This window comes from Streptomyces sp. NPDC032091 (assembly GCF_055580265.1).
The window spans coordinates 1-26,704 of the sequence record NZ_JBVILR010000043.1; the positions used below are offsets into that span (position 1 = coordinate 1).

A 26,704-nucleotide genomic window follows, 5' to 3' on the forward strand; every position below is an offset into this window, starting at 1 on the left:
GGCAGCTCCCGCACCCCCTCCACCGGCTCCTCCACCCGCTCAGGAGCCTGCTCCAGGATCACATGCGCGTTCGTCCCGGACACCCCGAACGAGGAGACGCCCGCACGCCGCGGACGGTCGAGCTCGGGCCAGTCACGGGCTTCCGTCAGCAGCTCGACGGCGCCCGCGTCCCAGTCCACCTGGGACGAGGGCGCGTCGACGTGCAGGGTCTTCGGAAGCCGGCCGTGTTCCAGCGCCATCACCATCTTGATGACGCCTGCGACACCGGCGGCCGCCTGCGCGTGCCCGATGTTCGACTTCAACGACCCCAGCCACAGCGGCCGTCCGGCCGTGCGGACGCTGCCGTAGGTGTCCATGAGGGCCTGGACCTCGATGGGGTCGCCCAGCTTCGTGCCGGTGCCGTGCGCCTCGACCGCGTCCACGTCCGCGGCGGTGACCTGGGCGTCGGCGAGGGCCTGGCGGATGACGCGCTGCTGGGCCGCGCCGCTGGGGGCGGTGAGGCCGTTGCTGGCGCCGTCCTGGTTGACGGCCGAGCCGCGCAGGACGGCCAGGACCCGGTGGCCCTTGCGTACGGCGTCGGAGAGGCGTTCCACGAGGAGGATCCCGGCGCCCTCGCCGGGGCCGAACCCGTCTGCGGTGTCGGCGAAGGCCTTGCAGCGGCCGTCGGCGGCGACCCCGCGCTGGCGGGAGAACTGGACGAACACGGCGGGGGTGGACATGACGGTGACGCCGCCGGCCAGGGCGAGGTCGCATTCTCCGCGGCGCAGGGACTGGGCGGCCTGGTGGAGGGCGACCAGCGAGGACGAGCAGGCGGTGTCGACGGTGACGGCGGGGCCCTCCAGGCCGAGGGTGTAGGAGATGCGGCCCGAGGTGAAGCTGACGACGCTGCCGGTGAGGAGGTCGCCTTCGAGCTGGGCGGAGGGGGCGCGGACCCCGCTGGTGTAGCCGCCGTCCCAGGCGCCGACGAAGACGCCGGTGCGGCTGCCGTGCAGGGTGCGGGGGTCGATGCCGGCGCGTTCCAGGGCCTCCCAGGAGGTCTCCAGCAGCAGCCGCTGCTGGGGGTCCATGGCGACGGCCTCGCGGGGGGAGATCCCGAAGAAGCCGGGGTCGAAGGCTCCTGCGGCGTCCAGGAACCCGCCTTCGCGGCAGTACGAGCGGCCGGCCGCGTCGGGGTCGGGGTCGTAGAGGCCCTCGACGTCCCAGCCCCGGTCGGCGGGGAACGGCGCCACGGCGTCCGTTCCGGTGGACACCAGCTCCCACAGGTCCTCGGGGGTGTCGGCGCCGCCGGGGAAGCGGCAGGCCATGCCGACGATCGCGATCGGCTCGTGGGCCCGTCCCTCCAGTTCCTTGAGGCGTTCACCGGTGCGGTGCAGTTCGGTCGTGGCCCGCTTCAGGTAGGTGCGGAGCTTGTCTTCGTTCGCGTTCGCCATGTCTCGTCACCCGTCACGTGCTGTGCGGCGGTTCAGAACCGCTCGTCGATGAATGCGAAGATCTCGTCGTCGTCGGCGTCCTCGATGGCTTCGGCCACGGAGCCGGCCGCCGGGTCGTCGCCGGGTGCCGGCGCGCCGCCGAGGCCGTTCCACAGGCCGGTGAGGGCCGCGAGACGGCCGGCGATCTCCTTGTGCGCCGTCTCGTCGGGTCCGCCGCCCTCCGCGGCCCGGCCGGAAAGGGCGCCGAAGAGGGATTCCAGGCGGTCGAGTTCCGCGAGGACGGACGCGGCGCGCGCGTCGGTGCCGTCTCCGTCCGGGGCGGCCTGGTCGCCGGCCGGGGCCAGGGCGCCGCTGAGGTGGGCGGCGAGGGCGGCCGGGGTGGGGTGGTCGAAGACCAGGGTGGCGGCCAGGCGCAGTCCGGTGGCGGCGGCCAGCCGATTGCGCATCTCGACGGCGGTGAGGGAGTCGAAGCCGAGTTCCTTGAAGGCCCGGTCGGTGAGGACGTCGTCCGCTCCGCCATGGCCGAGGACGGCCGCGGCGTGGGCCCGTACCGCGTCGAGGAGCAGTTCCTCGCGTTCGTCGGCGGGCAGGCCGGCGATCCGGTCGGCGAGGGTTTCGGCGGGGCCGGTGTGCTGCCGGGTGTCGGTGGTCTGCCGGCCGCCGCCGACGAGGTCGCCGAGGAAGGCGGGGACGGGGCCGGCGGCGCGCAGGGCCGCGGGGTTGAGGCGGATGGGGACCTGGAGGGGGCTGTCGACGGCCTGGGCGGCGTCGAAGAGGGCGAGGCCCTCGGCGTCGGTGAGGGGCATGATGCCGCCCCGGGCGAGGCGGCGGTGCATGCCGTCCTGGTCGAGGTGTCCGGCCATGCGGCTGTCGGTCGCCCACAGGCCCCAGGCGAGGGAGACGCCGGGGAGGCCGAGGGAGCGGCGGTAGCCGGCGAAGGCGTCGAGGAAGGCGTTGGCGGCGGCGTAGCCGCCCTGGCCGGGGCTGCCGAACAGGGCGGACGAGGAGGAGTAGAGGACGAACGCGGACAGGTCGTGGTCGCGGGTCAGTTCGTGCAGGTTGAGGACGGCGTCGACCTTGGGGTGCAGGACGGTGTCCAGGGCTTCGGGGGTGAGGCCGGCCAGGGTGGCGTCGGCGAGGACGCCGGCGGTGTGGACGACGCCGGTGAGGGGGGCGTCCGCGGGGATCGCGGCGAGGAGCGCGGCGAGCTGTGCGCGGTCGCCGGCGTCGCAGGCGGCGAGGGTGACGCGGGCGCCGAGCGCGCCGAGTTCGGCGGCGAGTTCGGGGGCTCCTGCGGCCGCGGGGCCCTGGCGGCCGGCGAGGACGAGGTGGCGGACGCCGTGTGCGGTGACGAGGTGGCGGGCGACGGCGCTGCCGAGGGTGCCGGTGCCGCCGGTGACGAGGACGGTGCCGTGGGGGCCGAAGGCGGGCGGCAGGGTGAGCACCAGCTTGCCGGTGTGCCGGGCCTGGCTGAGGGTGCGGAACGCCTCGCGGGCGTGGCGGACCTCGTGGACGGTGAGCGGCAGCGGCTCCAGCACGCCCGCCTCGAAGAGGGCGAGGAGTTCGCGGAGCATCTCGCCGACGGTGTCGGGGCCCGCCTGGACCAGGTCGAACGCCTGGTAGCGGGTGCCGGGGTGGGCGGCGGCGATGGCGTCGGGGTCGCGGACGTCGGCCTTGCCGAGTTCCAGGAAGTGGCCGCCGCGGGGCAGGAGGCGCAGGGAGGCGTCGACGAACTCCCCGGCGAGGGAGTTGAGGACGATGTCCACGCCCCGGCCGCCGGTGGCGGTGAGGAACGCGTCGGCGAACCCGGTGGTGCGGGAGTCGGCGATGGCGTCGTCGGTGAGGCCGCGGGCGCGCAGGGTGTCCCACTTGCCGGTGCTGGCGGTGGCGTAGACGGTGAGGCCGTGGTGGCGGGCCAGTTGGAGGGCGGCCATGCCGACGCCGCCGGCGGCCGCGTGGACGAGGAGGGACTGGCCGGGGGTGGCCCCGGCGAGGCGGGTGAGCGCGTAGTGGGCGGTGAGGAACACGGCCGGGACGGAGGCGGCCTGGGCGAAGGTCCAGCCGGCGGGGACGGGGGCGAGCATGCGGTGGTCGGCGACGGCGTAGGGGCCGAAGCCGCCGGTCCACATGCCGAGGACGCGGTCGCCGGGGGCGACGGTGGTGACACCGGGGCCGACCTCGGCGACGACGCCCGCGCCTTCGGCTCCCATGACGGGGTCGCCGGGGTACATGCCGAGGGCGATGAGGGTGTCGCGGAAGTTGATGCCGGCGGCGCGTACGGCGATGCGGACCTGGCCCTCCTCCAGGGGTGCCAGGGTGTCGGGGGCGGGGGCGAGGCGCAGTCCCTCCAGGGTGCCGGTGCCGCTGGTGGCGAGCCGCCAGGCGGGGGTGCCGGCGGGCGGGAGCAGGAGGTCGCCGGGGTGGTCGCCGGAGCGGGCCAGGCGGGGGGCCCGGACGGTGGCGCCGCGGACGGCGAGCTGGGGTTCGCCGGAGGCGAGGGCGGCGGCGAGGGCGGCGGCGCCGGCGGTGTCGGGGTCGCCGGCCGGGTCGAGGTCGAGGAGGGCGAAGCGGCCCGGTTCCTCGGACTGGGCGGAGCGGACGAGGCCCCAGACGGTGGCGGTGGCCGGGTCGGTGACGTGTTCGCCGGGGGTGGTGGCGACGGCGCCGCGGGTGATCAGGGTGAGGGTGGTGCCGGCGAGCCGGTCGCCGGCGTCGAGCCAGGCCCGGGCGAGGTCCAGGGCCCGGTGGGCGGTGGCGTGGGCGGTCGCGGCGTCGGGTCGGGGGTGGTGCGGGAAGGACACGGCGACGGTGTCGGGGGCCGGCCCGTCGGCGGTGGCGGCGAGGAGTGCGGGCAGGTCGGGGTACCAGTCGGCGGGGGCGCCGGCGGTCTCCAGGGCGGCGAGGACCTTGGCGTGGTCCTCGCCGACGACGGCGGTCCGGACGGGCGGCGGGGCGGCGGGGGTGTGCTGCTTCGGCCAGGTGACCTCGTACAGGGAGCCTCCGTGGCGGCCGCCCGCGGTGCCGGACGCGGCGGCGAGCTGGGCGTCGGAGACGGTGCGGACGCGGAGTTCGCCGATGTCGAGGACGGGCCGGCCGCTGTCGTCGGTGGCGTGCAGGGTGACGGTGTCCTCGCCGGCGGGGGTGAGGGTCACCCGCAGCCGGTCGGCGCCCTCGGTGTACAGGCGTACGCCGCGGACGGAGAAGGGCATGCGGGCCTTGCCGTCGTCGGGGAAGAAGGCGCCCAGGCTCATGGCCTGGAGGGCGGTGTCGAGGAGGGCGGGGTGGATGCCGTAGCCGGCGGAGGCCTCGCGGGTGCGGGGAGGGAGGGCGATTTCGGCGTGGACGGCGGTGTCTTCCCGCCAGCCGTCGTGGAAGCCGCGGAAGTGCGGCCCGTAGTCGTAGCCGCGGGCGGTGAACTCCTCGTAGAACGCGTCGGGTCCGGGGCGGCCGGCCGGCCGGTCCGCGGCGGCCGGCCAGGGCCGGGGCAGCGGGGCGGGCGGGGTGTCGGCGTCGGGGGCGAGGGTGGCTTCGGCGTGCCGCTGCCAGGGGGAGCCGGGGGCGGCGCCGGCCTCGCGGGAGTGGACGGTGAGGGTGCGCCGGCCGTCGGCGTCGGCGGCGCCGGTCTGGACGCGGAGTTCGACGGCGCCGTCGTCGGGCAGGACGACGGGCGCCTGGAGGATCAGCTCGTCGAGGCGGCCGCAGCCGGACTGCCGGCCGGCCCACAGGGCCAGGTCGACGAGGGCGGCGCCGGGCAGCAGGACGGTGCCCAGCAGGGCGTGGTCGGCGAGCCAGGGGTGGGTGTCGGCGCCGACGCGGGCCGTGTAGACGACGGACCCGGACTCGGGGAGTTCGACGCCGCCGCCGAGCAGCGGGTGGCCGGCCTCGTGGAGGCCGATGGAGGCGGCGTCGCCGCGCCGGGCGGGCGCGTTGTACCAGTAGCGCTCCCGCTGGAAGGGGTACGTCGGCAGGTCGACGCGGCGCGAGTCCGTGCCGAAGAGGGCGTCGGCGTCGATCTCGACGCCGCTGACGTGGGCCATGCCGAGGGCGGCGGCGAACCAGCGGGCGCCGCCCTTCTCCCGGCGCAGGGTGGCGAGGACGGCGGCGCGGGCGCCGGCGTCGGCGATGGTCTCCTGGAGGGAGGCGGAGAGCATCGGGTGGGGGCTGGGTTCGAGGAAGACCTCGTGGCCGTCGGCGATCAGCGCGCGGGTGGCGCGCTCGAACTCGACGGGTTCGCGCATGTTGCGGTACCAGTAGTCGCGGTCCAGGGCGGCGGTGTCGAGGAGGCCGCCGGTGACGGTGGAGTAGAAGGGGATGTCGCCGGTGCGCGGGGCGACCGGGGCGAGGACCTCCAGGAGGTGCTCCTTGAGGGCGTCGACCTGGGCGGAGTGCCCGGCGGTGTCGACGCCGGGGATGGCCCGGGCGTGGACGCCTTCGGCGGTGAGCTCGTCGAGGAGTTCGCGCAGGGCGGCCGGCTCGCCGGCGACGGCGGCGGTGCCGGGGCTGTTGACGGCGGCGACGGACAGCCGGTCGCCGAACCGCTCCAGGCGGGCGCGCAGTGCGTCGGGGGCCAGCGATGCGGCGATCATGCCGCCCTTGCCGGCGAGGGTGAGCCAGGCCTGGCTGCGCAGGGCGACGATGCGGGCGGCGTCGTCGAGGGAGAGGCCGCCGCAGACGTAGGCGGCGGCGATCTCGCCCTGGGAGTGGCCGACGACGGCCGACGGGTGGACGCCGAGGGAGCGCCAGGTGGCGGCGAGCGACACCATCATGGTGAACAGGACGGGCTGGACGACGTCCACGCGGGCCAGCGAGGGTGCGCCGGGCGCCTGCCGCAGGACGTCCATGACGGACCAGTCCAGGTAGGAGCGCAGGGCCTCGTCGCAGGCGGCGGCGGTCTCCCGGAAGGCCGCGGAGCGGTCCAGGAGGCCTTCGGCCATGGCGGGCCACTGGGAGCCCTGGCCGGGGAAGACGAACGCGATGCGGTCGCCGGGTCCGGCGGAGCCGTGGAGCACGGCGAGGTGCGGCCGGTCCTGGGCGAGGGCGCCCAGGGCTTCGAGGATCTCCTCGCGGCTCTCGCCGATGACGGCGGCGCGCCGTTCGAAGCGGGAGCGGGCCGTGAGCAGGGTGTATCCGGCGTCGGCGGGGTGGGTGCCGGGGTGTTCGACGAGTCCGGCGCGCAGCCGGGCCGCCTGGGCGCGCAGGGCGGTCTCGGAGCGGGCGGACAGCAGCAGCGGGACGGTGACCTCCGCCCACTGGTCGGGGTCGTCCTCCGGTGCGGTGGCGGGGACGGGCGCGGCGGGGCGGGGCGCCTCTTCGAGGATGACGTGGGCATTGGTGCCGCTGATGCCGAAGGCGGAGACGGCGGCGCGGCGCGGGGTGCCGTCCCCCTGCCAGTCCAGGTCCTCGGTGAGGAGGGAGACCGCTCCGGAGCTCCAGTCGACGCGCGGGGTGGGCGCGTCGACGTGCAGGGTGCGGGGCAGGGTCCCGCCGCGCAGGGCGAGGACCATCTTGATGACGCCGGCGACGCCGGCGGCGGCCTGGGTGTGGCCGATGTTGGACTTCACGGAGCCCAGGCGCAGCGGGCGCGCGGGGTCGCGGTCCCGGCCGTAGGTGGCGAGGACGGCCTGGGCCTCGATGGGGTCGCCGAGCGCGGTGCCGGTGCCGTGCGCCTCGACGGCGTCGACGTCCTGTGGTTCCAGGCCGGCGTCGGCGAGGGCCTGGCGGATGACGCGCTGCTGGGAGGGGCCGCTGGGGGCGGTGAGGCCGTTGCTGGCGCCGTCCTGGTTGACGGCGGAACCGCGGATGACGGCGAGGACGGGGTGTCCGAGGCGTTCGGCGTCGGAGAGCCGCTCGACGAGCAGCATGCCGGCGCCCTCGCCGAGGGCCACGCCGTCGGCGCCGGCGGCGAAGGCGCGGGTGCGGCCGGTGGGGGACATGACGCGCTGGCGGGAGAACTCGACGAGCATCTCCGGGGTGGACATGACGGTGGCGCCGCCGACGAGGGCCATCCCGCACTCGCCGCGGCGCAGCGACTGCACGGCCAGGTGCAGGGCGACCAGGGACGCCGAGCAGGCGGTGTCGACGGTGACGGCCGGGCCTTCGAGGCCGAAGACGTAGGAGAGCCGGCCGGACATCACGCTGGCGGAGTTGCCGGTGCCGAGGTAGCCGTCGAAGTCCTCGTCGCCGTTCTGCAGCAGCGGCATGTAGTGCTGGCCGTTGGTGCCGACGAACACGCCGGTGCGGCTGCCGCGCAGGGCGGCCGGGTCGAGGCCGGCGCGTTCCAGGGCCTCCCAGGAGGTCTCCAGCAGGAGCCGCTGCTGCGGGTCCATGGCGAGGGCCTCGCGCGGGGAGATCCCGAAGAACTCGGGGTCGAAGTCGGGTGCCTCGTGCAGGAACCCGCCCTCGCGGACGTATGTGCGGCCCTTCGCCTCGGGGTCGGGGTCGTAGAGGCCGTCGAGGTCCCAGCCGCGGTTGGTCGGGAACGTGCTGATGGCGTCGCCGCCGCCGCGCAGCAGCTGCCACAGCTCGTCGGGGGTGTTGACGCCGCCGGGGAAGCGGCAGGCCATGGCGACGACGGCGACGGGCTCGGCGTCCCCGCCGGCGGGGACGGTGGCGAACGGTCCGTCCGCCTCCCCTTCGGGCCCGGTGCCGGAGGCCAGCTCGTGGAGGTGGCGGGCGACGGCCGCGCTGGTGGGGTGGTCGAAGACGAGGGAGGCGGCCAGGTCCAGTCCGGTGGCCTCGCGGAGCCGGTTGCGCAGTTCGACGGCGGTGACCGAGTTCAGGCCGAGTTCCCTGAACGCCCGCTCGGGGTCGATGCCTTCGGGCGAGGCGTGGCCGAGGACGGCGGCCACGTGGGTGCGGACGAGCCGCAGCAGCTCGCGCCGCTGCTCCTGCTCCGGACGGCCGCGCAGGGCGCCCGCGATCCGGGTCGCGGACGGTCCTGCGGCGTCGGCCGCGTCGGCGGCCGCCCGCTCGGCGGCGCGCAGGGCGCGGACGGCGGGCAGGTCGTCGAGCAGCGCGGAGGGGCGGGCGGCGGTGTAGGCGGTGGCGAACCGCGCCCAGTCGACATCGGCGACGGCGACGGCGGTGTCCCGGCCGGCCAGCGCCGCGTCGAGGGCGTCGAGGGCCCGCTCGGGGTCCAGGAACCGCAGGCCCGCGCGGAGCATCTGCTCGGCGGCGGGGCCGGTGAGGGAGCCTTCCCAGGGAGTCCAGGCGAGGGACGCGGCGGGCAGGCCGAGGCCCCTTCGGGCTTCGGCGAGGGCGTCGAGGTAGGCGGTGCCGGCGGCGTATCCGCCCTGGCCGGCTCCGCCCCACACGCCGGCGACGGAGGAGAACAGGACGAGGGCGTCGAGTTCCGTACCGGTGGTGTCGAGGAGGGCGTGCAGGCGGGCGGCCAGGCCGGTCTTGGCGGTGACGGCCGCCGCGAAGCCCTCGATCGTGGTCTCGGCGAGGGTGGTCAGGGGGGCGGTGGGCGGGGCGACGTAGACGGCGGAGGGCGCGTACCGGTCGAGGAGTTCGCTCAGCCGGCCGTCGTCGGCGAGGTCGCAGGGGACGACGGTGATCCGGTCGTCGGAGCCGATGGCGTCGATGCCGCTGCCGTTGCCGTTGCCGGGGGTGTCGGTGTCGGCGGTTCCGGCGAGGACCACGCGGTCCGCGCCGGCGGTGAGCAGCCGGCGGGCCAGCGGGCCGGCCGCGGCGGCGAGGTCGCCGACGAGCAGGACGGTGCCGCGCGGGGCGGGCGTACGGAGGCCGGGCGCGGCGGCGGCCGGGGCGAGGCGGCGGCCGTAGGTGCCGGAGCCCCGGACGGCGACCTGGTCGTCGGCGGTGGGCGCGGCGAGGGCGGCGGCCAGGCGCTGGAAGGCACGGCCGTCGGGTTGCGCCGGCAGGTCGACGAGGCCGCCCCACAGGGTGGGCAGTTCGAGGGCCGCGACCCGGCCGAAGCCCCAGGTCTGGGCGGCCTCGGGGGACGGGGACTCGGCGGGCGAGACGGCGACGGCCCCGGCGGTGGCGGCCCAGAGACGGGCTCCGCTGCCGGCGTCGGCGCAGGCCTGGGCGAGGGTCAGGGTGGCGGCGAGACCGAGCGGCAGGCCGGGGTGGTCGGGGTGCTCGCCCTGGACGAGGGGCAGCAGGGACAGGATCCCGCCGAGCGGCGGGGCGTCGGCCCGGTCGGCGGCTTCGGCGAGGAGGGCCCGCAGGAGGGACCGGTCGGCGTGGACGGGGTCGACGGCGAGGGCCTCGACGGTGGCCCCGCGGCCGGCGAGGGCCTGCCGGGCGGCTTCGGCGTGCGCGGAGCCGGAGGGGGAGTCGGCGGCGACGAGCAGCCAGCGGCCGGAGAGCCGGTCGGCCGGATCGTCGGCGCGCAGGTTCTTCCAGGTGACCCGGTAGCCGAGGCCCGCCTCCGGCCCGGTGCCGGCGGCCGCGGTGGCGGGCTCGGCGGCGGGGGCGGCGGGCAGCCAGTGGTGCTCGCGCTGGAAGGCGTACGTCGGGAGGTCGACGCGGCGGGCGCCGGTCCCTTCGAAGAGGGAGGCCCAGTCGATGTCCGTACCCCGGACGAACAGCTCGGCGGCGGAGGTCAGGAGCCGCTGGAGGCCGCCCTCGTCGCGGCGCAGGGAGCCGGTGGTGAGGACGGGGGCGCCGAGGGCCTCGGCGGTCTCCTGGACGCCCAGGGTGAGGACGGGGTGGGCGCTGGACTCCACGAACGTGCCGAAGCCCTTGGCGAGGAGCGCCTTCACCGTCTCCTCGAAGCGGACGGGCTGTCGCAGGTTGCGGTACCAGTACGCGGCGTCGAGCGCGGCCGTGTCGACCGGCTCGGCGCTGACGGTCGAGTAGAAGGGAACCTCGGGCCGGCGCGGAACGATCGGGCCGAGCACATCGAGCAGTTCGGCCTCGATCCGCTCGACGTGCGCCGAGTGCGACGCGTAGTCGACGGGCACCCGCCGCGCCCGGATCCCCTCCGCCTGAGCCTCCGCGACGAACGCCGCCACGGCATCCGCGTCACCGGCAACCACGGTGCTCGACGGCCCGTTCACGGCGGCCACCCCGAGCCGACCCGTCCACCCGGCCAGCCGCTCCTCGACCTCGGCCAACGGCAACGGCAGGGAAGCCATCCCGCCCAGCCCCGCCAGCTCACGCCCGATCACAGCCGCCCGCAAGGCCACCACCCGGGCCGCGTCCTCCAACGACAGCGCACCCGACACAGCGGCAGCGGCGATCTCACCCTGCGAGTGACCCACCACCGCATCCGGAACGACCCCCAGGGAACGCCACACCTCCGCGAGGGAGACCATGACCGCCCAGGTCACCGGCTGGACCACATCCACCCGGTCCAGAGAGCGACCTTCCCTGACGACCTCGACCGCATCGAAGTCGACAAAGGGCGCCAGCGCGTCCGCGCACTCCCGCAGCTTGGCGGCGAAGACGGGCGAGGACTCCAGCAGCCCCGCACCCATCCCCACCCACTGCGTCCCCTGGCCCGGGAACACCCACGCCACCCGCCCCCGCGAGGACGCGACACCGTCGACGGTGACGGGCCCGAGCACGACCCGGCGGTGCTCCAGCATCGAGCGGCCGGTGACCAGGCTCAGGGCCACGTCCAGAGTCCGCGGCGCGGGCTCCTGCTCCAGCCGGGCGCGCAGGCGGGCGTGCTGGGCCTGGAGGGCGGCCTCGGAGCGGGCGGTGAGCACCACCGGCACCACCGGCAGCTCCCGCACCCCCTCCACCGGTGCCTCGGCCTGCTCCGGAGCCTGCTCCAGGATCACGTGCGCGTTCGTCCCGGACACCCCGAACGAGGACACGCCCGCACGGCGCGGACGGTCGAGCTCGGGCCAGTCACGGGCCTCCGTCAGCAGCTCGACGGCGCCCGCGTCCCAGTCCACCTGGGACGAGGGCGCGTCGACGTGCAGGGTCTTCGGAAGGCGGCCGTGTTCCAGCGCCATCACCATCTTGATGACGCCACCGACCCCGGCGGCCGCCTGCGCATGCCCGATGTTCGACTTCAACGACCCCAGCCACAAAGGCTGTTCACCGGACCGCTGACCGTAGGTCGCCAGCAGCGCCTGGGCCTCGATCGGGTCACCCAGCTTCGTGCCCGTCCCGTGGGCCTCCACCACGTCCACATCGGCCACACCCAGACCGGCACTCTCCAGCGCCGCCCGGATCACCCGCTGCTGCGAAGGCCCGTTCGGCGCCGTCAGACCATTGGACGCACCGTCCTGGTTCACGGCCGAACCCCGCACCACCGCCAACACCCGATGGCCCTTCGCCACCGCGTCCGACAACCGTTCGACGAGGAGCATGCCCACGCCCTCGGCCCAGCCCGTGCCGTCCGCGGCGTCGGAGAAGGCCTTGCACCGGCCGTCGGCGGCGAGCCCGCGCTGCTGGGAGAACTCCACGAAGGTGGAGGGGGTCGCCATGACGGTGACGCCGCCCGCCAGGGCGACGTCGCACTCGCCCGTGCGCAGGGACTGCGCGGCCAGGTGGAGGGCGACCAGGGAGGAGGAGCACGCGGTGTCCACCGTCACCGCCGGGCCCTCCAGGCCCAGGGCGAAGGAGATGCGGCCGGAGACCACGCTGCCGGAGGTGCCGGTGCCGCCGTAGCCGCCCGCGTCGTCGAGGACGCCGGGCCGGTCGGTGCCGTAGTCGTGGTACATCGAGCCGACGAAGACGCCGGTGCGTGAACCCCGCAGCGAGGACGCCGGGATCCCCGCCCGCTCCAGCACCTCCCACGACGTCTCCAACAGCAACCGCTGCTGCGGATCCATCGCCACCGCCTCACGCGGCGAAATACCGAAGAAGTCCGCATCGAACTCCCCCGCCTCATGCAGGAAACCCCCCTCCCGCACATACGAACGCCCCGCGACCCCCGGCTCCGGATCAAACAGCGACTCCACATCCCACCCCCGGTCCCCCGGGAACGACGACACCGCGTCCACCCCCGAGGACACCAGATCCCACAACCCCTCCGGAGACGACACCCCACCCGGGAAACGGCACGCCATCCCCACGATCGCGATCGGCTCGCTCCCCCGCTCCTCGACCTCGCGCAGGCGCGCCTGGGTCTCGTGGAGCTCGGTCATGGCGCGGCGGAGGTACTCGCGGAGCCTGGTTTCGTTGCCCGTGGCGTCCTGGTTGGTGTCGTGAGCGGACACGGCTCTCCCCTGGAGGTGTCGGTGCGGGGCTTCAGACGGAGCGGAAGCCGCTGTCGAGCAGCTGGAACAGTTCGTCGTCGGAGGCGGAGTTGAGCAGTTCGGTGACGTTGCCCCGGTCCTCGGCGGGCCGGGCCGGGCCTTCGCCGTCCGTCCCGCCCGCCGGGTTCCCGGCGGGCGGGGCGGCGTCCGGGGCGGCCCCGGTGCCGAGGTCCGCCAGCAGGGCGGAGAGGCGGTCGGCCACCGCACGGCGGGCGTCCTGGTCGAGGGCCGCCTGTGCGGTCGCCGCGCCGAGCTGCCCGATCAGGGCGAGTACGGCGGCCTCCGCGCCCGGGAGTTCGCCGTCGAGGTGTGCGGCGAGGGCCTGGGGGGTCGGGTGGTCGAAGACGAGGGTGGGCGTCAGGCGCAGGCCGGTCTCGGCGGTGAGCCGGTTGCGCAGTTCCACGGCGGTGAGCGAGTCGAAGCCGGCCTCGCGGAAGCTGCGGTCCACGCCCACGTCGGCCGGGCCGGCGAAGCCGAGGACGGCGGCGACCTCGGTGCGGACGAGGTCCAGCAGCAGGGCGGCCCGGTCGGCGCGGGACAGGCCCGTGATCCGTTCGGCGGCGGTCGCCCGCCGGGCCGGCTCGGCCGGTCCGGCGGTCCGCGCGGCCGTCGGGCCGGGGGCGGGGCCGGTCCCTGCCGCGAGGGTCCGCAGGACGGGCGGCAGGCCGGGCGCGGCGGGGTCGACGCGCAGCGGCAGGACGACGGGCAGGCCGCTGCCGAGGGCGGCGTCGAAGAGGCGGAGGGCTTCGTCCTCGGCGAGCGGGACGAGCCCGGTGCGGCGCAGCCGGGCGGCGTCGGCGCCGTCCAGGGCGCCGGCCATGCCGTCGCCGGCCCAGGGGCCCCAGGCGAGGGAGACGGCGGGCAGGCCCTGGGCGCGGCGCCGGGCGGCGAAGGCGTCGAGGTGGGCGTTGGCGGCCGCGTAGGCGGACTGTCCGGCGCTGCCGAGGAGTCCGGCGGCGGAGGAGAAGAGCACGAACGCGTCGAGCGGCAGGGCGGCGGTGAGTTCGTGGAGGACGCGCACGGCGTCCGTCTTGGGCCGTAGCACGGCTTCGAGGCGGGCCGGGTCCTGGGCGGTGAGGAGGCCGTCGTCGAGGACGCCGGCGGTGTGCACCACCGCGCTGAGGGGGTGCCGGGCCGGGATCCGTTCGAGGAGCGCGGCGAGGGCGGTCCGGTCGGCGGTGTCGCAGGCGGCGACGGTGACCTCGGCGCCCAGGGCGCGCAGCGCGGCGGCCAGTTCCCCGGCTCCGGGGGCGTCCGGGCCGCGGCGGCTGGTGAGCAGCAGGTGGCGTACGCCGTGTGCGGTGACGAGGTGGCGGGCTACGGCCGAGCCGAGGCCTCCGGTGCCGCCGGTGACGAGGACGGTGCCGTCGGCGTTCCAGGCCACCGGGGCGGCGGCCTCGTCGCGGACCCGTACGGCGCCGGGGGCGTGGGCGGCGCCGGCGCGGACGGCGAGTTCTGCGGCGTGGTCGGCGCGGGTGAGGGCGGCGGGCAGGGCGGCGTACGAGGCGGGGTCCTCGTCGGTGTCGACGAGGGCGAAGCGGCCGGGGTGTTCGGCCCGGCCGGAGCGCAGCAGCCCCCAGGCGACGGCGGCGGCGGGGTCGGTGACGGGTGCCCCGGTTCCGGTGTCGACGGCGCCGTGGGTGAGGACGGTGAGGCGGGCTCCGTCGGGCTGGTCGGCGGCGAGCCAGGCCTGGGCGAGGGCGAGCGTGCGGCGGCCCACGGCCTGCGGGTCGTCGTCCCCGCGCAGGTCGGCGACGGCGTGCAGGGCGTCGGTGGGTACGCCGTCCAGGGCCGTGGCCGGGTCACCGGGGTGCCGGCGTACGGTCGCGCCGGCGGCGGCGAGGGCGTCGGCGAGGGCCGGGGCGGGCGTGCCGAGGAGGTGCCAGACGGTCGCGGCGGGGGCGCCGGGGTCGGCCGGCAGCGGGGTCCAGGAGGGCCGCAGCAGCGGGGTGCGGCCGGTGGCCGCGGCGGCGATCCGGTCGGCGGCGACGCGGCGCAGGGCCAGGGAGCCGGCGGCGAACACGGGGCGGCCCTGGGGGTCGGCGGCGGTGACGGCGTAGGCGTCGGGGCCGGCCGGGGAGATCCGGACGCGCAGGGCGTCGGCGCCGCGGGCGTGCAGGGCGGCGCCGGTCCAGGAGAAGGGGACGAGGCCGTGGGCGTCGGGCCGGGCGGCGGTGACGGCGTGCAGGGCGGCGTCCAGGAGGGCCGGGTGGAGGCCGTAGGCGGCGGCCTCCGCGGCCTCTTCGGGGCGCAGGGCGACGGAGGCGAAGACCTCGTCGCCGCGCCGCCAGGCGGCCCGCAGCCCTTGGAAGGCGGGGCCGTAGCCGATGCCGGCGGCGGCGAAGTGCTCGTAGGCGTCGTCGACGGCGACGGGTTCCGCGCCCTCGGGCGGCCAGACGGCTCCGGTGAGGGCGTCGAAGTCCGCGTCGGCGGGGGCGGCGGTGCGGCCGGTGGCGTGCGGGGTCCAGTCGGCGGGGCCGCCGTCGGCCGGGGCGGAGTCGACGCGGACGGGGCGGGTGCCGTCGGTGTCGGCGGCGCCGAGGTGGACGCGCAGCCGGACGGGTGCCGTGTCGGGCAGGACGAGCGGGTTCTCGAAGGTCAGCTCGGCGATGCCGTCGGCACCGGCGGCGGTGAGGGCCAGTTCGAGCAGGGCGGTGCCGGGGACGACGGGGCGTCCGGCGAGGGTGTGCGCGGCGAGCCAGGGCCGGGTGGTGGCGGACAGCGTGGCCGTCCACACCGCGCCCTGTCCGTCGGGGAGTTCGACGCGGGCCGCGAGCAGCGGGTGTCCGGCGGTGTCCACGCCGGCGGAGGCCAGGGGGGCGGGCTGCCGGGCGGGGGCGTCGAGCCAGTACCGGGTGCGCTGGAAGGCGTACGTGGGCAGGGCGGCGGCGAGGCCGGACGGGGCGGGGTGCGGGGCGAGGGAGACGGGCACGCCATGGACGTATGCGGCGGCCGCGGCCCGGGCGAAGGTCTCCGTCTCGGGCTTGCCGCGCCGCATGACGGCGGCGGTGAGCACGCCGTCGGCGGGCTCCTCCTCCGCGTCGAGGACGGTGCGGGTCATGGCGGTGAGGACGGCGTCGGGGCCGAGTTCGAGGAAGGTGTCGATGCCGTCGGCGCGCAGGGCGCGCACCCCGTCGAGGAACCGTACGGGCCGGCGCGCATGGCGGACCCAGTGGTCCGCGGTGCGCAGCGCGTCGCCGGTGGCGAGCTGTCCGGTCAGGTTCGACATGACAGGAATCCTGGGCGGCTGGTATTCGACGCTGCGAGCGATCTCCTCGAACTGTGTCAACATGCCGTCCATGTGCGGCGAATGGAAGGCGTGACTGACGGTCAGGTGCTTCGCGGCGCGACCGCGGCTCTTCCAGTACTCGACCAGTTCGTCCACGTCAGGGGCGTCCCCGGCGACCACGACGGCCTGCGGTCCGTTGACGGCGGCGAGGCCGGTCCGGGCCTCCCGGCCGGCGAGCAGGGGCAGCACCTCCTCCTCGGAGGCCTGGAGCGCGGCCATGGCCCCGCCCTCGGGCAGCTCGCCCATCAGGCGGCCGCGCGCGGCGACGAGCCGGGCGGCGTCGGGCAGGGAGAGCACCCCGGCTGCGTGGGCGGCGGTGAGCTCGCCGACGGAGTGTCCGGCCACCGCGTCGGGGTGTACGCCGCGGGCGGTGACGAGCGCGAACAGGGCGGTTCCGAGGGCGAACAGGGCGGGCTGGGTGTACTGCGTGCGGTCGAGCAGCGCTGCGTCCGGGGTGCCGGGGTCGGCGAACATGACGGTGCGCAGGGGGCGGGGCAGGTGGGGGTCGAAGGCGGCGCAGGCCTCGTCGAGGGCGGCCGCGAAGACCGGTTCGGCGGCGTACAGGTCCCGGCCGGCGCCGGGGCGCTGGCTGCCCTGCCCGGTGAAGAGGAAGGCGGTACGGCGTCCGTCGGCGGCCCGGCCGGTGACGACGGAGCGGGTGTCGGGGCGCTCGTCGGCGGCGAGCGAGTCGAGCCCGCGCAGCAGCGCGTCCGCGTCCCGGCCGAGGACGACGGCCCGTTCGGCGAAGGCGGTCCGGCCGTGGGCGAGGACGGAGGCCACGGCGCCGACGTCGGCGGGCGCGGCCCGCAGGTGGGCGGCGAGCCGCCGCGCCTGCTCCCGCAGCGCGGGCACGCCGCGCGCGGACAGCGGCCAGGCGGTGGGGGTGGCCCCGGCCGCCGGGGACGGCGCGCCCGGTGTGTCGGCCGCCGCGTCGGCGGGCTCCCGCGTCCTGGCCGGGGCCGGGGCGGCCGGGGTGTTCCGCGCGGCCTCCGGCAGGGCATCGGCTTCCAGGATGACGTGGGCGTTCGTGCCGCTCGCGCCGAAGGCGGAGACGGCCGCGCGGCGCGGGGCGTCGGGGCGGTCCGGCCAGGGGGTGCGTTCCGTGAGGAGGGCGACCGCGCCGCCGGTCCAGTCGATACGGGTGGACGGGGTGTCGGCGTGCAGGGTCTTCGGCAGGATCCCGTGCCGCAGGGCCAGTACCGTCTTGATGACGCCCGCGACGCCGGCGGCGGCCTGCGCGTGGCCGATGTTGGACTTGAGCGAGCCCAGCAGCAGCGGGGCGTCCGCGGACCGGGCGCGGCCGTAGGTGGCGAGGAGGGCGCCCGCCTCGATGGGGTCGCCGAGACCGGTTCCGGTGCCGTGCGCCTCGACGGCGTCGACCTGGTCGGCGGTGAGGCCGGCGTTCTTCAGGGCGGCGCGGATGACCCGTTGCTGGGCGGGCCCGTTGGGGGCGGTCAGCCCGGCGCCGCCGCCGTCCTGGTTGACGGCGGAGCCGCGCAGCACGGCCAGGACCGTACGTCCCTCACGGCGCGCGTCGGACAGCCGCTGGAGCAGCAGCATGCCCGCGCCCTCGCCGAAGCCGGTGCCGTCGGCCGCGTCGGAGAACGCCTTGCAGCGGCCGTCGGGGGCGAGCCCGCGCTGCCGCGCGAAGTCGATCAGCATGGTCGGCGTGGACAGCACGGTCGCGCCGCCGGCGAGCGCCAGGTCGCACTCGCCGGCGCGCAGGGCCTGCGCGGCGAGGTGGACGGCCACCAGCGACGAGGAGCAGGCGGTGTCGACGGTGACGGCCGGGCCGCGCAGCCCGAAGGTGTAGGAGATCCGGCCGGAGGCGACGCTGCCCGCGCTGCCGTTGACGAGGTAGCCCTCCAGTCCCTCGGGGAGGGCCTCGCCGGGGGTGTGGGGGACGCGTGCGCCGTAGTCGTCGTACATGACCCCGGCGTAGACGCCCGTGCGGCTGTCGCGCACCGCGTCGCGGCTGAGGCCGGCCCGTTCGAAGGCCTCCCAGGCGGTCTCCAGGAGGAGGCGCTGCTGGGGGTCCATGGCGAGGGCCTCGCGCGGGGAGATGCCGAAGAACTCGGGGTCGAAGCCGGCGCAGTCGTGGAGGAAGCCGCCTTCGCGTGCGTAGCTGGTGCCGGGGGCGTCGGGGTCCGGGTCGTAGAGGGCTTCGAGGTCCCAGCCCCGGTCCTCGGGCAGGCCGCCGATGGCGTCGGTGCCGGAGTCGAGGAGCCGCCAGAGGGCCTCGGGGGTGTCGGCCCCGCCGGGGAGGCGGCAGCTCATGGAGACGATCGCGATGGGTTCGCGGGCGCTCTCCTCGACGGTGCGCAGCCGTTCGCGGGTGCTGACGAGTTCGGCGGTGACCCGCTTGAGGTAGTCGCGGATCTTCGCCGAGTTGTCGGAGGCGCCGGTGGTGGGGGCGGGGGCGGTGTCCGTCACAACTGCTCCTCGATGAAGGCGAAAAGTTCCTCGTCGTCGGCCGACTCCAGCAGCGCGTCGGCGGCCGGGGCCGGGTCCGGCACCGGGAGGCCGGCCGCCGCCGCGCCGGCCGGGGCCGCGGGCGGGCCGTCGGGGCGGCCGTCGGCGCGTCCGTCGGCGGCGTGAGGGGCGGCCAGGGCGGCGACGAGGCCGGTGAGCCGGCGGTGCACGGTCTCGCGGCGGATGTCGTCGGCGTCGAGGACCGCGAGGGCGGCCTCCAGGGCGGCGAGCCCCGCGAGGGCCGCCTCGCCGGCTTCCCGGCCGCCGGACGCGGCGGTGTGCAGTTCCCCGCCGATGTGCTCGGCGAGGGCCCGCGCGGTGGGGTGGTCGAAGACGACGGTGGCGGCGAACCGCAGTCCGGTGGCGGCGGCCAGCCGGTTGCGCAGTTCGACGGCGGTCAGGGAGTCGAAGCCGGCCTCGCGGAACGGCCGGGCGGGGTCGACGGCTTCGGGGCCGGTGAAGCCGAGGACCCCGGCGACCTCGGTCCGTACGAGCGCGAGCAGTTCCCGGTTCCGGGCGGCCGCGTCGAGGCCGGCCAGCCGGTCCGCCAGGGTCCCGGCCGCGGTCTCGGCGGGGGCCCCGGCGCCCGCCGTGGCGGCCGGGACTCCGCCGGGGCGGGCGGCGCGCGGTCCGGCCCCGGTGTCCGGGACCAGCGCTCGCAGCAGGGCGGGTACGGCCTCGCGGCCGTGGGCGGCCTGCTCCCGGCGCAGGGCGGGGACGTCGAGGCGGAGCGGGACGAACAGCGCCTCGTCGGTGCGGCCGGCCGGCGCGGCGAGGGCCCGGTCGAACAGGGCGAGACCCTGTGGGCCGTCCATCGGGGCGAGGCCGGAGCGCCGCATGCGGCGCAGGTCGGTCCCGGAGAGGTGCCCGGTCATGCCGGTGGCCTCGCCCCACAGGCCCCAGGCCAGGGAGACGGCCGGCAGTCCGGCGGCCCGGCGGTGCTGGGCGAGGGCGTCGACGAAGGTGTTCGCGGCGGCGTAGTTGGCCTGGCCGGGGCGGCCGAGGAGGCCGGCGGCGCCGGAGAACAGGACGAACGCGGACAGGGGCAGGTGCGCGGTCAGTTCGTGCAGGTGCAGGGCGGCGTCGGCCTTGGGCCGCAGGACGGTGTCCAGCCGGCCGGCGTCGAGGGCGGTGAGGGCGCCGTCGTCGAGGACGCCCGCCGCGTGGACGACGGCGGTCAGCGGGTGCGCGGCCGGGATTCCCGAGAGCAGTGCTTCCAGTTCGGATCGGTGACCCGTGTCGCAAGCGGTGATCTCGACGTGGGCGCCCAGCGCGGTCAGTTCCCGTTCCAGCTCGGCCGCCCCGGCGGCGGCGGGTCCGCTGCGGCTGACGAGCAGCAGCCGTCGCACGCCGTACGCGGTGACGAGGTGGCGGGCGAAGAGCCGGCCGAGGGTGCCCGTGGCCCCGGTGACCAGGACGGTCCCCTCGGGGTCGAAGGCGGTGGCCGCGGCGGGCTCCGCGGCCGCGTCCGGGCGGGCCAGGACGGGCGTGCGGACCTCGCCGTCGCGGAGCGCGAACTGCGCGGCGCCACCGGCGAGGGCCCCGGCGAGGGCCCCGGCCAGTGCCGCCGCCGAGGCCTCGGTGCCGTCGGTGTCGGCGAGGACGAACCGGTCGGGGTGCTCATTCTGCGCGGAGCGCACGAGCCCCCACAGCCCGGCGGCCGCCAGCCCGGGCAGCGCCTCCCCGGGGCGGGTGGCCACCGCGCCCTGCGTGAGGACGACGAGGCGGGTTCCGTCGTACCGCGCGTCCTGCGCGAGCCAGGTCCGGAGCAGCTCCAGCCCCCGGGCGAGGGTCTCCCGCACCGCATCGGGCGCGGGCACACCACCGCTCGCCGTCCCGGCCGCGCCGGCCGGGAACTCCACGACGACGGCGTCCGGGACGGTGCCGCCCGCGCCCGGCGAAGCGCACAGCGCCGCCAGGTCCGGGTGGACCTCGGCCCCGCCGCCCCGGGCCACCCCGAGCGAGTCGGCCCCGGCCACGGCGATCCGTACCGCGCCACGGCCCTCACCGGCGGAGGTGACGGCGGTGTCGTTCCGCCAGTCGATCCGGTAGAGCGGGAGTCCGGCGTCGGCCGCGCCGAGCAGCGCGTCGAGGCGCTCGCGGGCGACGGGCCGCATCACGAGGGCGTCGAGGGTGAGGACGGGCGCCCCGGCGGGGTCGACGGCCTCCAGGGAGACCGCGCCCTCACCGGTGCGGGCGATACGGACGCGCAGGGCGTCCGCGCCCGTCGCGTACAGGGTGGCCCCCTGCCAGGCGAACGGCAGCAGGACGGAACCGTCGGGCACGTCGAGGAGTCCACCGGCCAGCCAGGGCTGGAGCGCGGCGTCGAGCAGCGCGGGGTGCACCCCGTAGTGCGCCGCGTCGGCCCGGACCCGGGCGGGCAGCCGGACCTCGGCGAAGACCTCCCCCTGGCGGCGCCAGACGGACCCGATGCCGGCGAACGTCTCCCCGTACTCGTAGCCGAGGTCGGAGAAGCGGGCGTACACGTCCTCGGGTTCGACGCGTTCGGCGCCGGCCGGCGGCCAGGCGGCCGCGGCGGCCCAGGCGGCCGGGGCGGGCTCCGGCCGGCCGGCGGCCGGGGTGAGCGTCGCGGTGCCGTGCCGGGTCCAGGGGGCGTCCTCGTCCTCGGTGCGGGAGTGCAGGGTCAGTGCGCGGCGGCCGCTCGCGTCGGCCGGCCGGACGCGCACCTGGAGCTGGACGGCTCCGCGCCGGGGCAGCACGAGCGGAGCCTCCAGGCCGAGTTCCTCCAGGCCGCCGCCGCCGGTCGCGGCGGCGGCGTGCAGGGCGAGTTCCACGAAGGCGGTGCCGGGCAGCAGGGTGCGGCCGGAGACGGCGTGGTCGGCGATCCACGGGTGGTCGGCGAGGGAGACCCGCCCGGCGAACACCGTCTCGCCGCTGTCGGCCAGCGGCAGCGCGCCGCCGAGCAGCGGGTGGGTTTCCCAGGCCATCCCGAACCGGGCGGCCGCGGCGTCGCCCACACCGGCGGGGGAGGTGGGCGCCCAGTAGTGCGTCCGCTGGAAGGCGTACGTCGGCAGCGGGACGCGGCGGGCGCCGGTCCCCTCGAAGAGGGAGGTCCAGTCGATGTCCACGCCCCGGACGAACAGCTCGGCGGCGGAGGTCAGGAGCCGCTGGAGCCCGCCCTCGTCGCGGCGCAGGGAGCCGACGGCGTGCACGGCGGCCTCGGCGGCTTCTGCGGTCTCCTGGACGCCGATGGTGAGGACGGGGTGGGCGCTGGACTCCACGAACGTGCCGAAGCCCTCGCCGAGCAGCAGCGCGACGGTGTCCTCGAAGCGGACGGGCTGTCGCAGGTTGCGGTACCAGTACGCGGCGTCGAGCGCGGCCGTGTCGACCAGCTCGGCCGTCACCGTCGAGTAGAAGGGAACCTCCGGCCGACGCGGAACGATCGGCCCCAACACCTCCAGCAGCTCCGCTTCGATCCGCTCGACGTGCGCCGAATGCGAGGCGTAGTCCACGGGCACCTGACGCGCCCGGATCCCCTCCGCCTGCGCTTCCGCGACGAACGCCGCCACGGCATCCGCGTCACCGGCGACCACGGTGCTCGACGGCCCGTTCACGGCGGCCACCCCGAGGCGACCGATCCAGCCCTTCAACCGCTCCTCGACCTCGGCCAACGGCAACGGAAGGGAAGCCATCCCCCCGAGCCCGGCCAGCTCACGCCCGATCACAGCCGCCCGCAAAGCAACGACCCGGGCGGCATCCTCCAACGACAACGCACCCGACACAGCCGCAGCGGCGATCTCACCCTGCGAATGCCCCACCACCGCATCCGGAACAACACCCAGCGAACGCCACACCTCCGCAAGGGAAACCATGACCGCCCACGTCACCGGCTGAACCACATCCACCCGATCCAGCGACAGCCCCTCCCGCACGACCTCCACCACATCGGAGTCCACGAACGGCGCCAGCGCATCAGCGCACTCCCGCATCCGTGCCGCGAAGACGGGCGAGGACTCCAACAGCCCCGCACCCATCCCCACCCACTGCGTCCCCTGACCCGGGAACACCCACGCCACCCGCCCCGCGTCGGCCGCGACGCCCTCGACGGTGACGGCGCCCAGGGTGACCCGCCGGTGCTCGAACACCGACCGGGCCACGGCCAGGGTGAACCCGGCGTCGAGCGTGCGCAGCCCCTCCATGCCGCCGCGGAGCCGGTCGGCCTGCTCCCTCAGGGCGGGCGCCGACTTCGCCGACAGCACCAGCGGAACCACCGGGAGTTCCCGCGGTGCGCCGGAGGCGTCCTCCTCGGCGGCCGGCTCCGGTGCCTGCTCCAGGATGACGTGCGCGTTCGTCCCGGACACCCCGAAGGCGGAGACCCCGGCCCGCCGGACGCGGCCCACCTCGGGCCAGTCGCGGGTCTCGGTCAGCAGCTCGACGGCGCCCGCCTCCCAGTCCACCTGCGAGGACGGCGCGTCCACGTGCAGGGTCCTGGGCAGTTTGCCGTGTTCCAGCGCCTTGACCATCTTGATGACGCCGCCCACACCGGCGGCGGCCTGCGGGTGGCCGATGTTGGACTTGAGCGAGCCCAGCCACAGCGGCCGTCCGGCCGGCCGCTGCCCGTACGTCGCGAGCAGTGCCCGGGCCTCGATCGGGTCGCCGAGCCGGGTGCCGGTGCCGTGCGCCTCGACCACGTCCACGTCCGCGGCGCCCAGCCCGGCGTTGGCCAGCGCCTGGCTGATGACCCGTTCCTGGGAAGGGCCGTTGGGGGCGGTGAGGCCGTTGCTGGCGCCGTCCTGGTTGACGGCGTCGCCGCGGATGACGGCGAGCACCGGGTGTCCGTGGCGGCGGGCGGCGGAGAGCCGCTCGACGAGGAGCATGCCCGCGCCCTCGGCCCAGCTGGTGCCGTCGGCCGCATCCGCGAAGGCCTTGCTGCGGCCGTCGGCGGCCAGACCGCGCTGGCGGGAGAACTCCACGAACAGGCCGGGCGCCGCCATGACGGTGACACCGCCGGCGAGGGCGAGGTCGCATTCCCCGGCCCGTACGGCCTGTGCGGCGAGGTGCAGGGCCACCAGGGAGGAGGAGCAGGCGGTGTCGACGGAGACGGACGGGCCCTCCAGGCCGAGCACGTACGAGATGCGGCCGGAGACCACGCTGGCGGACTTGCCGGTGAGCAGGTAGCCCTCGTGTTCTTCGGAGGCTTCGTGCAGACGGGAGGCGTACTCCTGGTGGGTGAGGCCCGCGTAGACGCCGGTCCGGCTGCCGCGCAGCGAGCGCGGGTCGATGCCGGCGCGTTCCAGGGCCTCCCAGGAGGTCTCCAGGAGCAGGCGCTGCTGCGGGTCCATGACGAGGGCCTCGCGGGGGGAGATGCCGAAGAAGTCGGCGTCGAACCCGGCGGCCCCGTGCAGGAAGCCGCCTTCGCGGACGTACGTCGTACCGCGCCGGCCGGCCTCCGCGTCCGGCTCGTACACCTCGTCGAGGTTCCAGCCCCGGTCGGTGGGGGCGGCGCCGATGACGTCGCGTTCGTCCATGACGAGGTCCCAGAGCGCCTCCGGGGTGTCGGCGTCGCCGGGGAAGCGGCAGGCCATGCCGACGATGACGACGGGGTCCTCGTCCGGGGCCGGTACGGGCGCGGCCGGCACGGGGGCCGGGGCGGCGGAGGTACCGTCCCGCTCGCCGAGGAGCCCGTCCAGCAGGTGCGCGGCGAGGGCGGCCGGGTTGGGCCGGTCGAAGACGACGGTGGCGGCCAGGCCGAGGCCGGTGGCCCGGACCAGGCGGTTGCGCAGCTCCAGGGCGGTGAGGGAGTCGAACCCGGAGTCCTTGAACGCCCGGTCGGGGCGGACGGCGTCGGTCCCCGGGTGCCTCAGGACCGCGGCGGCCTCGGTGCGGACCAGCTGGACGAGGAGGCGGGTGCGCTCGCCGTCGGACAGCGCGGCGAGCCGCCCGGCGAGGCCGTCGGCGGGTCCGGCGTCCATCGCCGTCCGCTGGCGGCCGGCCTCCAGCGCACGGCGGGCCTCGGGCACGGTGTCGAAGAGGGGCCCGGGGCGCAGGGCGGCCGTGCGGGGGGCGAACTCCGCCCAGTCGACGTCGATGACGGTGAGGCAGACGTCGGCGTGGTCCAGGGCCCGGTGGAGGGCTTCGATGCCCTCGTCGGGGTCCATGGCCCTGATGCCCCGGCGGCCGAGGCTCTCCTCTCCGGCGCCTTCGGCCATGCCGCCGCCGCCCCACAGGCCCCAGGCGAGGGAGGTGGCGGGCAGGCCTTCGGCGCGACGCTGTTCGGCGAGGACGTCGAGGGAGGCGTTGGCCGCGGCGTAGGCGGCCTGGCCGCCGTTGCCCCAGGTGCCGGTGACGGAGGAGAAGAGGACGAAGGCGTCCAGCTCCAGGCCGCGGGCGCGGGTGAGTTCGTGCAGGTGGCGGGCTGCGTCGGCCTTGGGGGCGCGGACCTCGCGGAAGCGGTCCGCGTCGAGCGCGGCGATGACGCCGTCGTTGAGGACGCCGGCGGTGTGGAAGACGGCGGTGGGCGGGTGGGCGTCCAGGAGGGCGGCGAGCGCGTCCCGGTCGGAGACGTCGCAGGCGGCCACGGTCACCTCGGCGCCGAGGGCGCGCAGTTCGGCGACCAGCGCGTCGGCGCCGGGCGCACCGGGCCCGCGCCGGCTGGTGAGCACCAGGTGCCCGGCGCCGTTGCGGGCGAGCCAGCGGGCGACGTGCGCGCCGAGGGCGCCGGTGCCGCCGGTGACCAGGACGGTGCCGCGGGCCCGCCAGCGGTCGCCGCCGGCCGGGGTGGCGGGCGGCAGGGCCCGGGCGACGCGGCGGGCGTAGGAGCCGGAGGGGCGTACGGCGATCTGGTCCTCGGCACCGGGCCGGCGGCCCTGGGCGAGGGCGTCGGCGACGCGGTCGAAGGCGCGGGCGTCGGGCTGCGCGGGCAGGTCGACGACACCGCCCCACAGGTGGGGCAGTTCGAGGGCGGCGACCCGGGCGAACGCCCAGACCTGCGCCCCGAAGTCCTCGGGCAGCTCCCCGGGTGCGGCGGCGACCGCGGCGCGGGTCAGCGCCCAGACGGGGGCCTCGGTGCCGGCGTCGCCGGCGGCCTGGACGAGGGCGAGGGTGGCGGGCAGGGCACCGGGGGTGCGGACGAGGGAGAGGAGGGAGAGGACTCCGTCCAGGTCCCCGTACGCGGCGAGGGCGTCGGCGAATCCGGTACGGGTGGCGGCGTCGGCGTCGACGGTGAGCCGCTCGGTACCGGCTCCCCGGCGGACGAGCGCGGCCTCGGCCGCGTCGGCGAGGGCGGCCCCCGCCTGCCCGGGGGGAACCACCACGAGCCACCGCCCGTGGAGCCGCGCGGCGGACCCACTGCCACCCAGCCCCTTCCAGGTGGTGCGGTAGCGCCAGCCGTCGATGCCGTCCGGTCCGGCGGCCGGGGCGACTGAGGGCGCGGAGGGCTCCAGCCAGTGGTGCCGGCGCTGGAAGGCATACGTCGGCAGGTCGACACGGCGAGCCCCGGTCCCCTCGAAGAGGGAAGCCCAGTCGATGTCCACACCCCGCACGAACAGCTCGGCGGCGGAGATCAGGAGGCGCTCCCAACCGCCCTCGTCACGGCGCAGGGAACCGACGGCGAGGACCTCGTCACCCGTCTCCTGGATGCCCATGACCAGCACGGGGTGCGCACTGGACTCCACGAACGTGGCGAAACCCTTGCCGAGCAGAGCGCGGACGGTCTCCTCGAAGCGGACGGGCTGTCGCAGATTGCGGTACCAGTACGCGGCATCGAGCGCGGCCGTGTCGACCAGCTCGGCGCTGACGGTTGAGTAGAAGGGAACCTCCGGCCGACGCGGAACGATCGGGCCCAGCACCTCCAGCAGCTCGGCTTCGATCCGCTCGACGTGCGCCGAATGCGACGCGTAGTCGACGGGCACCTGACGCGCCCGAATCCCCTCCGCCTGAGCCTCCGCCACGAACGCCGCCACCGCATCGGCATCACCGGCAACGACCGTGCTGGACGGCCCGTTGACCGCGGCCACCCCGAGGCGACCGATCCAGCCCTTCAACCGCTCCTCGACCTCGGCCAACGGCAACGGAAGGGAAGCCATACCCCCGAGCCCGGCCAGCTCACGCCCGATCACAGCCGCCCGCAAGGCCACCACCCGGGCGGCATCCTCCAACGACAACGCCCCCGACACAGCGGCAGCGGCGATCTCACCCTGCGAGTGACCCACCACCGCATCCGGAACGACCCCCAGGGAACGCCACACCTCCGCGAGGGAGACCATGACCGCCCACGTCACCGGCTGGACCACATCCACCCGGTCCAGAGAGCGACCTTCCCTGACGACCTCCACCACATCGAAGTCGACAAAGGGCGCCAGCGCGTCCGC

At 76.6% G+C, this 26,704-nt stretch carries 3 protein-coding genes and 1 pseudogene; all 4 read right to left on the minus strand.

Annotated features, from left to right (window positions below; translation table 11 throughout):
- On the minus strand, window positions 1-1,394 hold a 1,394-nt coding region (locus ACZ5NJ_RS37225; protein ID WP_468771179.1), incomplete at its 3' end, for a type I polyketide synthase.
- Window positions 1,395-1,462: 68 nt separating this feature from the next.
- Window positions 1,463-12,574: an SDR family NAD(P)-dependent oxidoreductase gene (locus tag ACZ5NJ_RS37230; protein WP_468771176.1), complete on the minus strand. Its 11,112-nt coding sequence runs from the start codon at window positions 12,572-12,574 to the stop codon at window positions 1,463-1,465.
- 31 nt (window positions 12,575-12,605) lie between these two features.
- Window positions 12,606-18,257, minus strand: a pseudogene (locus ACZ5NJ_RS37235) (type I polyketide synthase); the annotation flags it as partial.
- A gap of 74 nt (window positions 18,258-18,331) precedes the next feature.
- Window positions 18,332-26,704: type I polyketide synthase (locus ACZ5NJ_RS37240; RefSeq protein ID WP_468771178.1), on the minus strand; the 8,373-nt coding region annotated here is incomplete at its 5' end.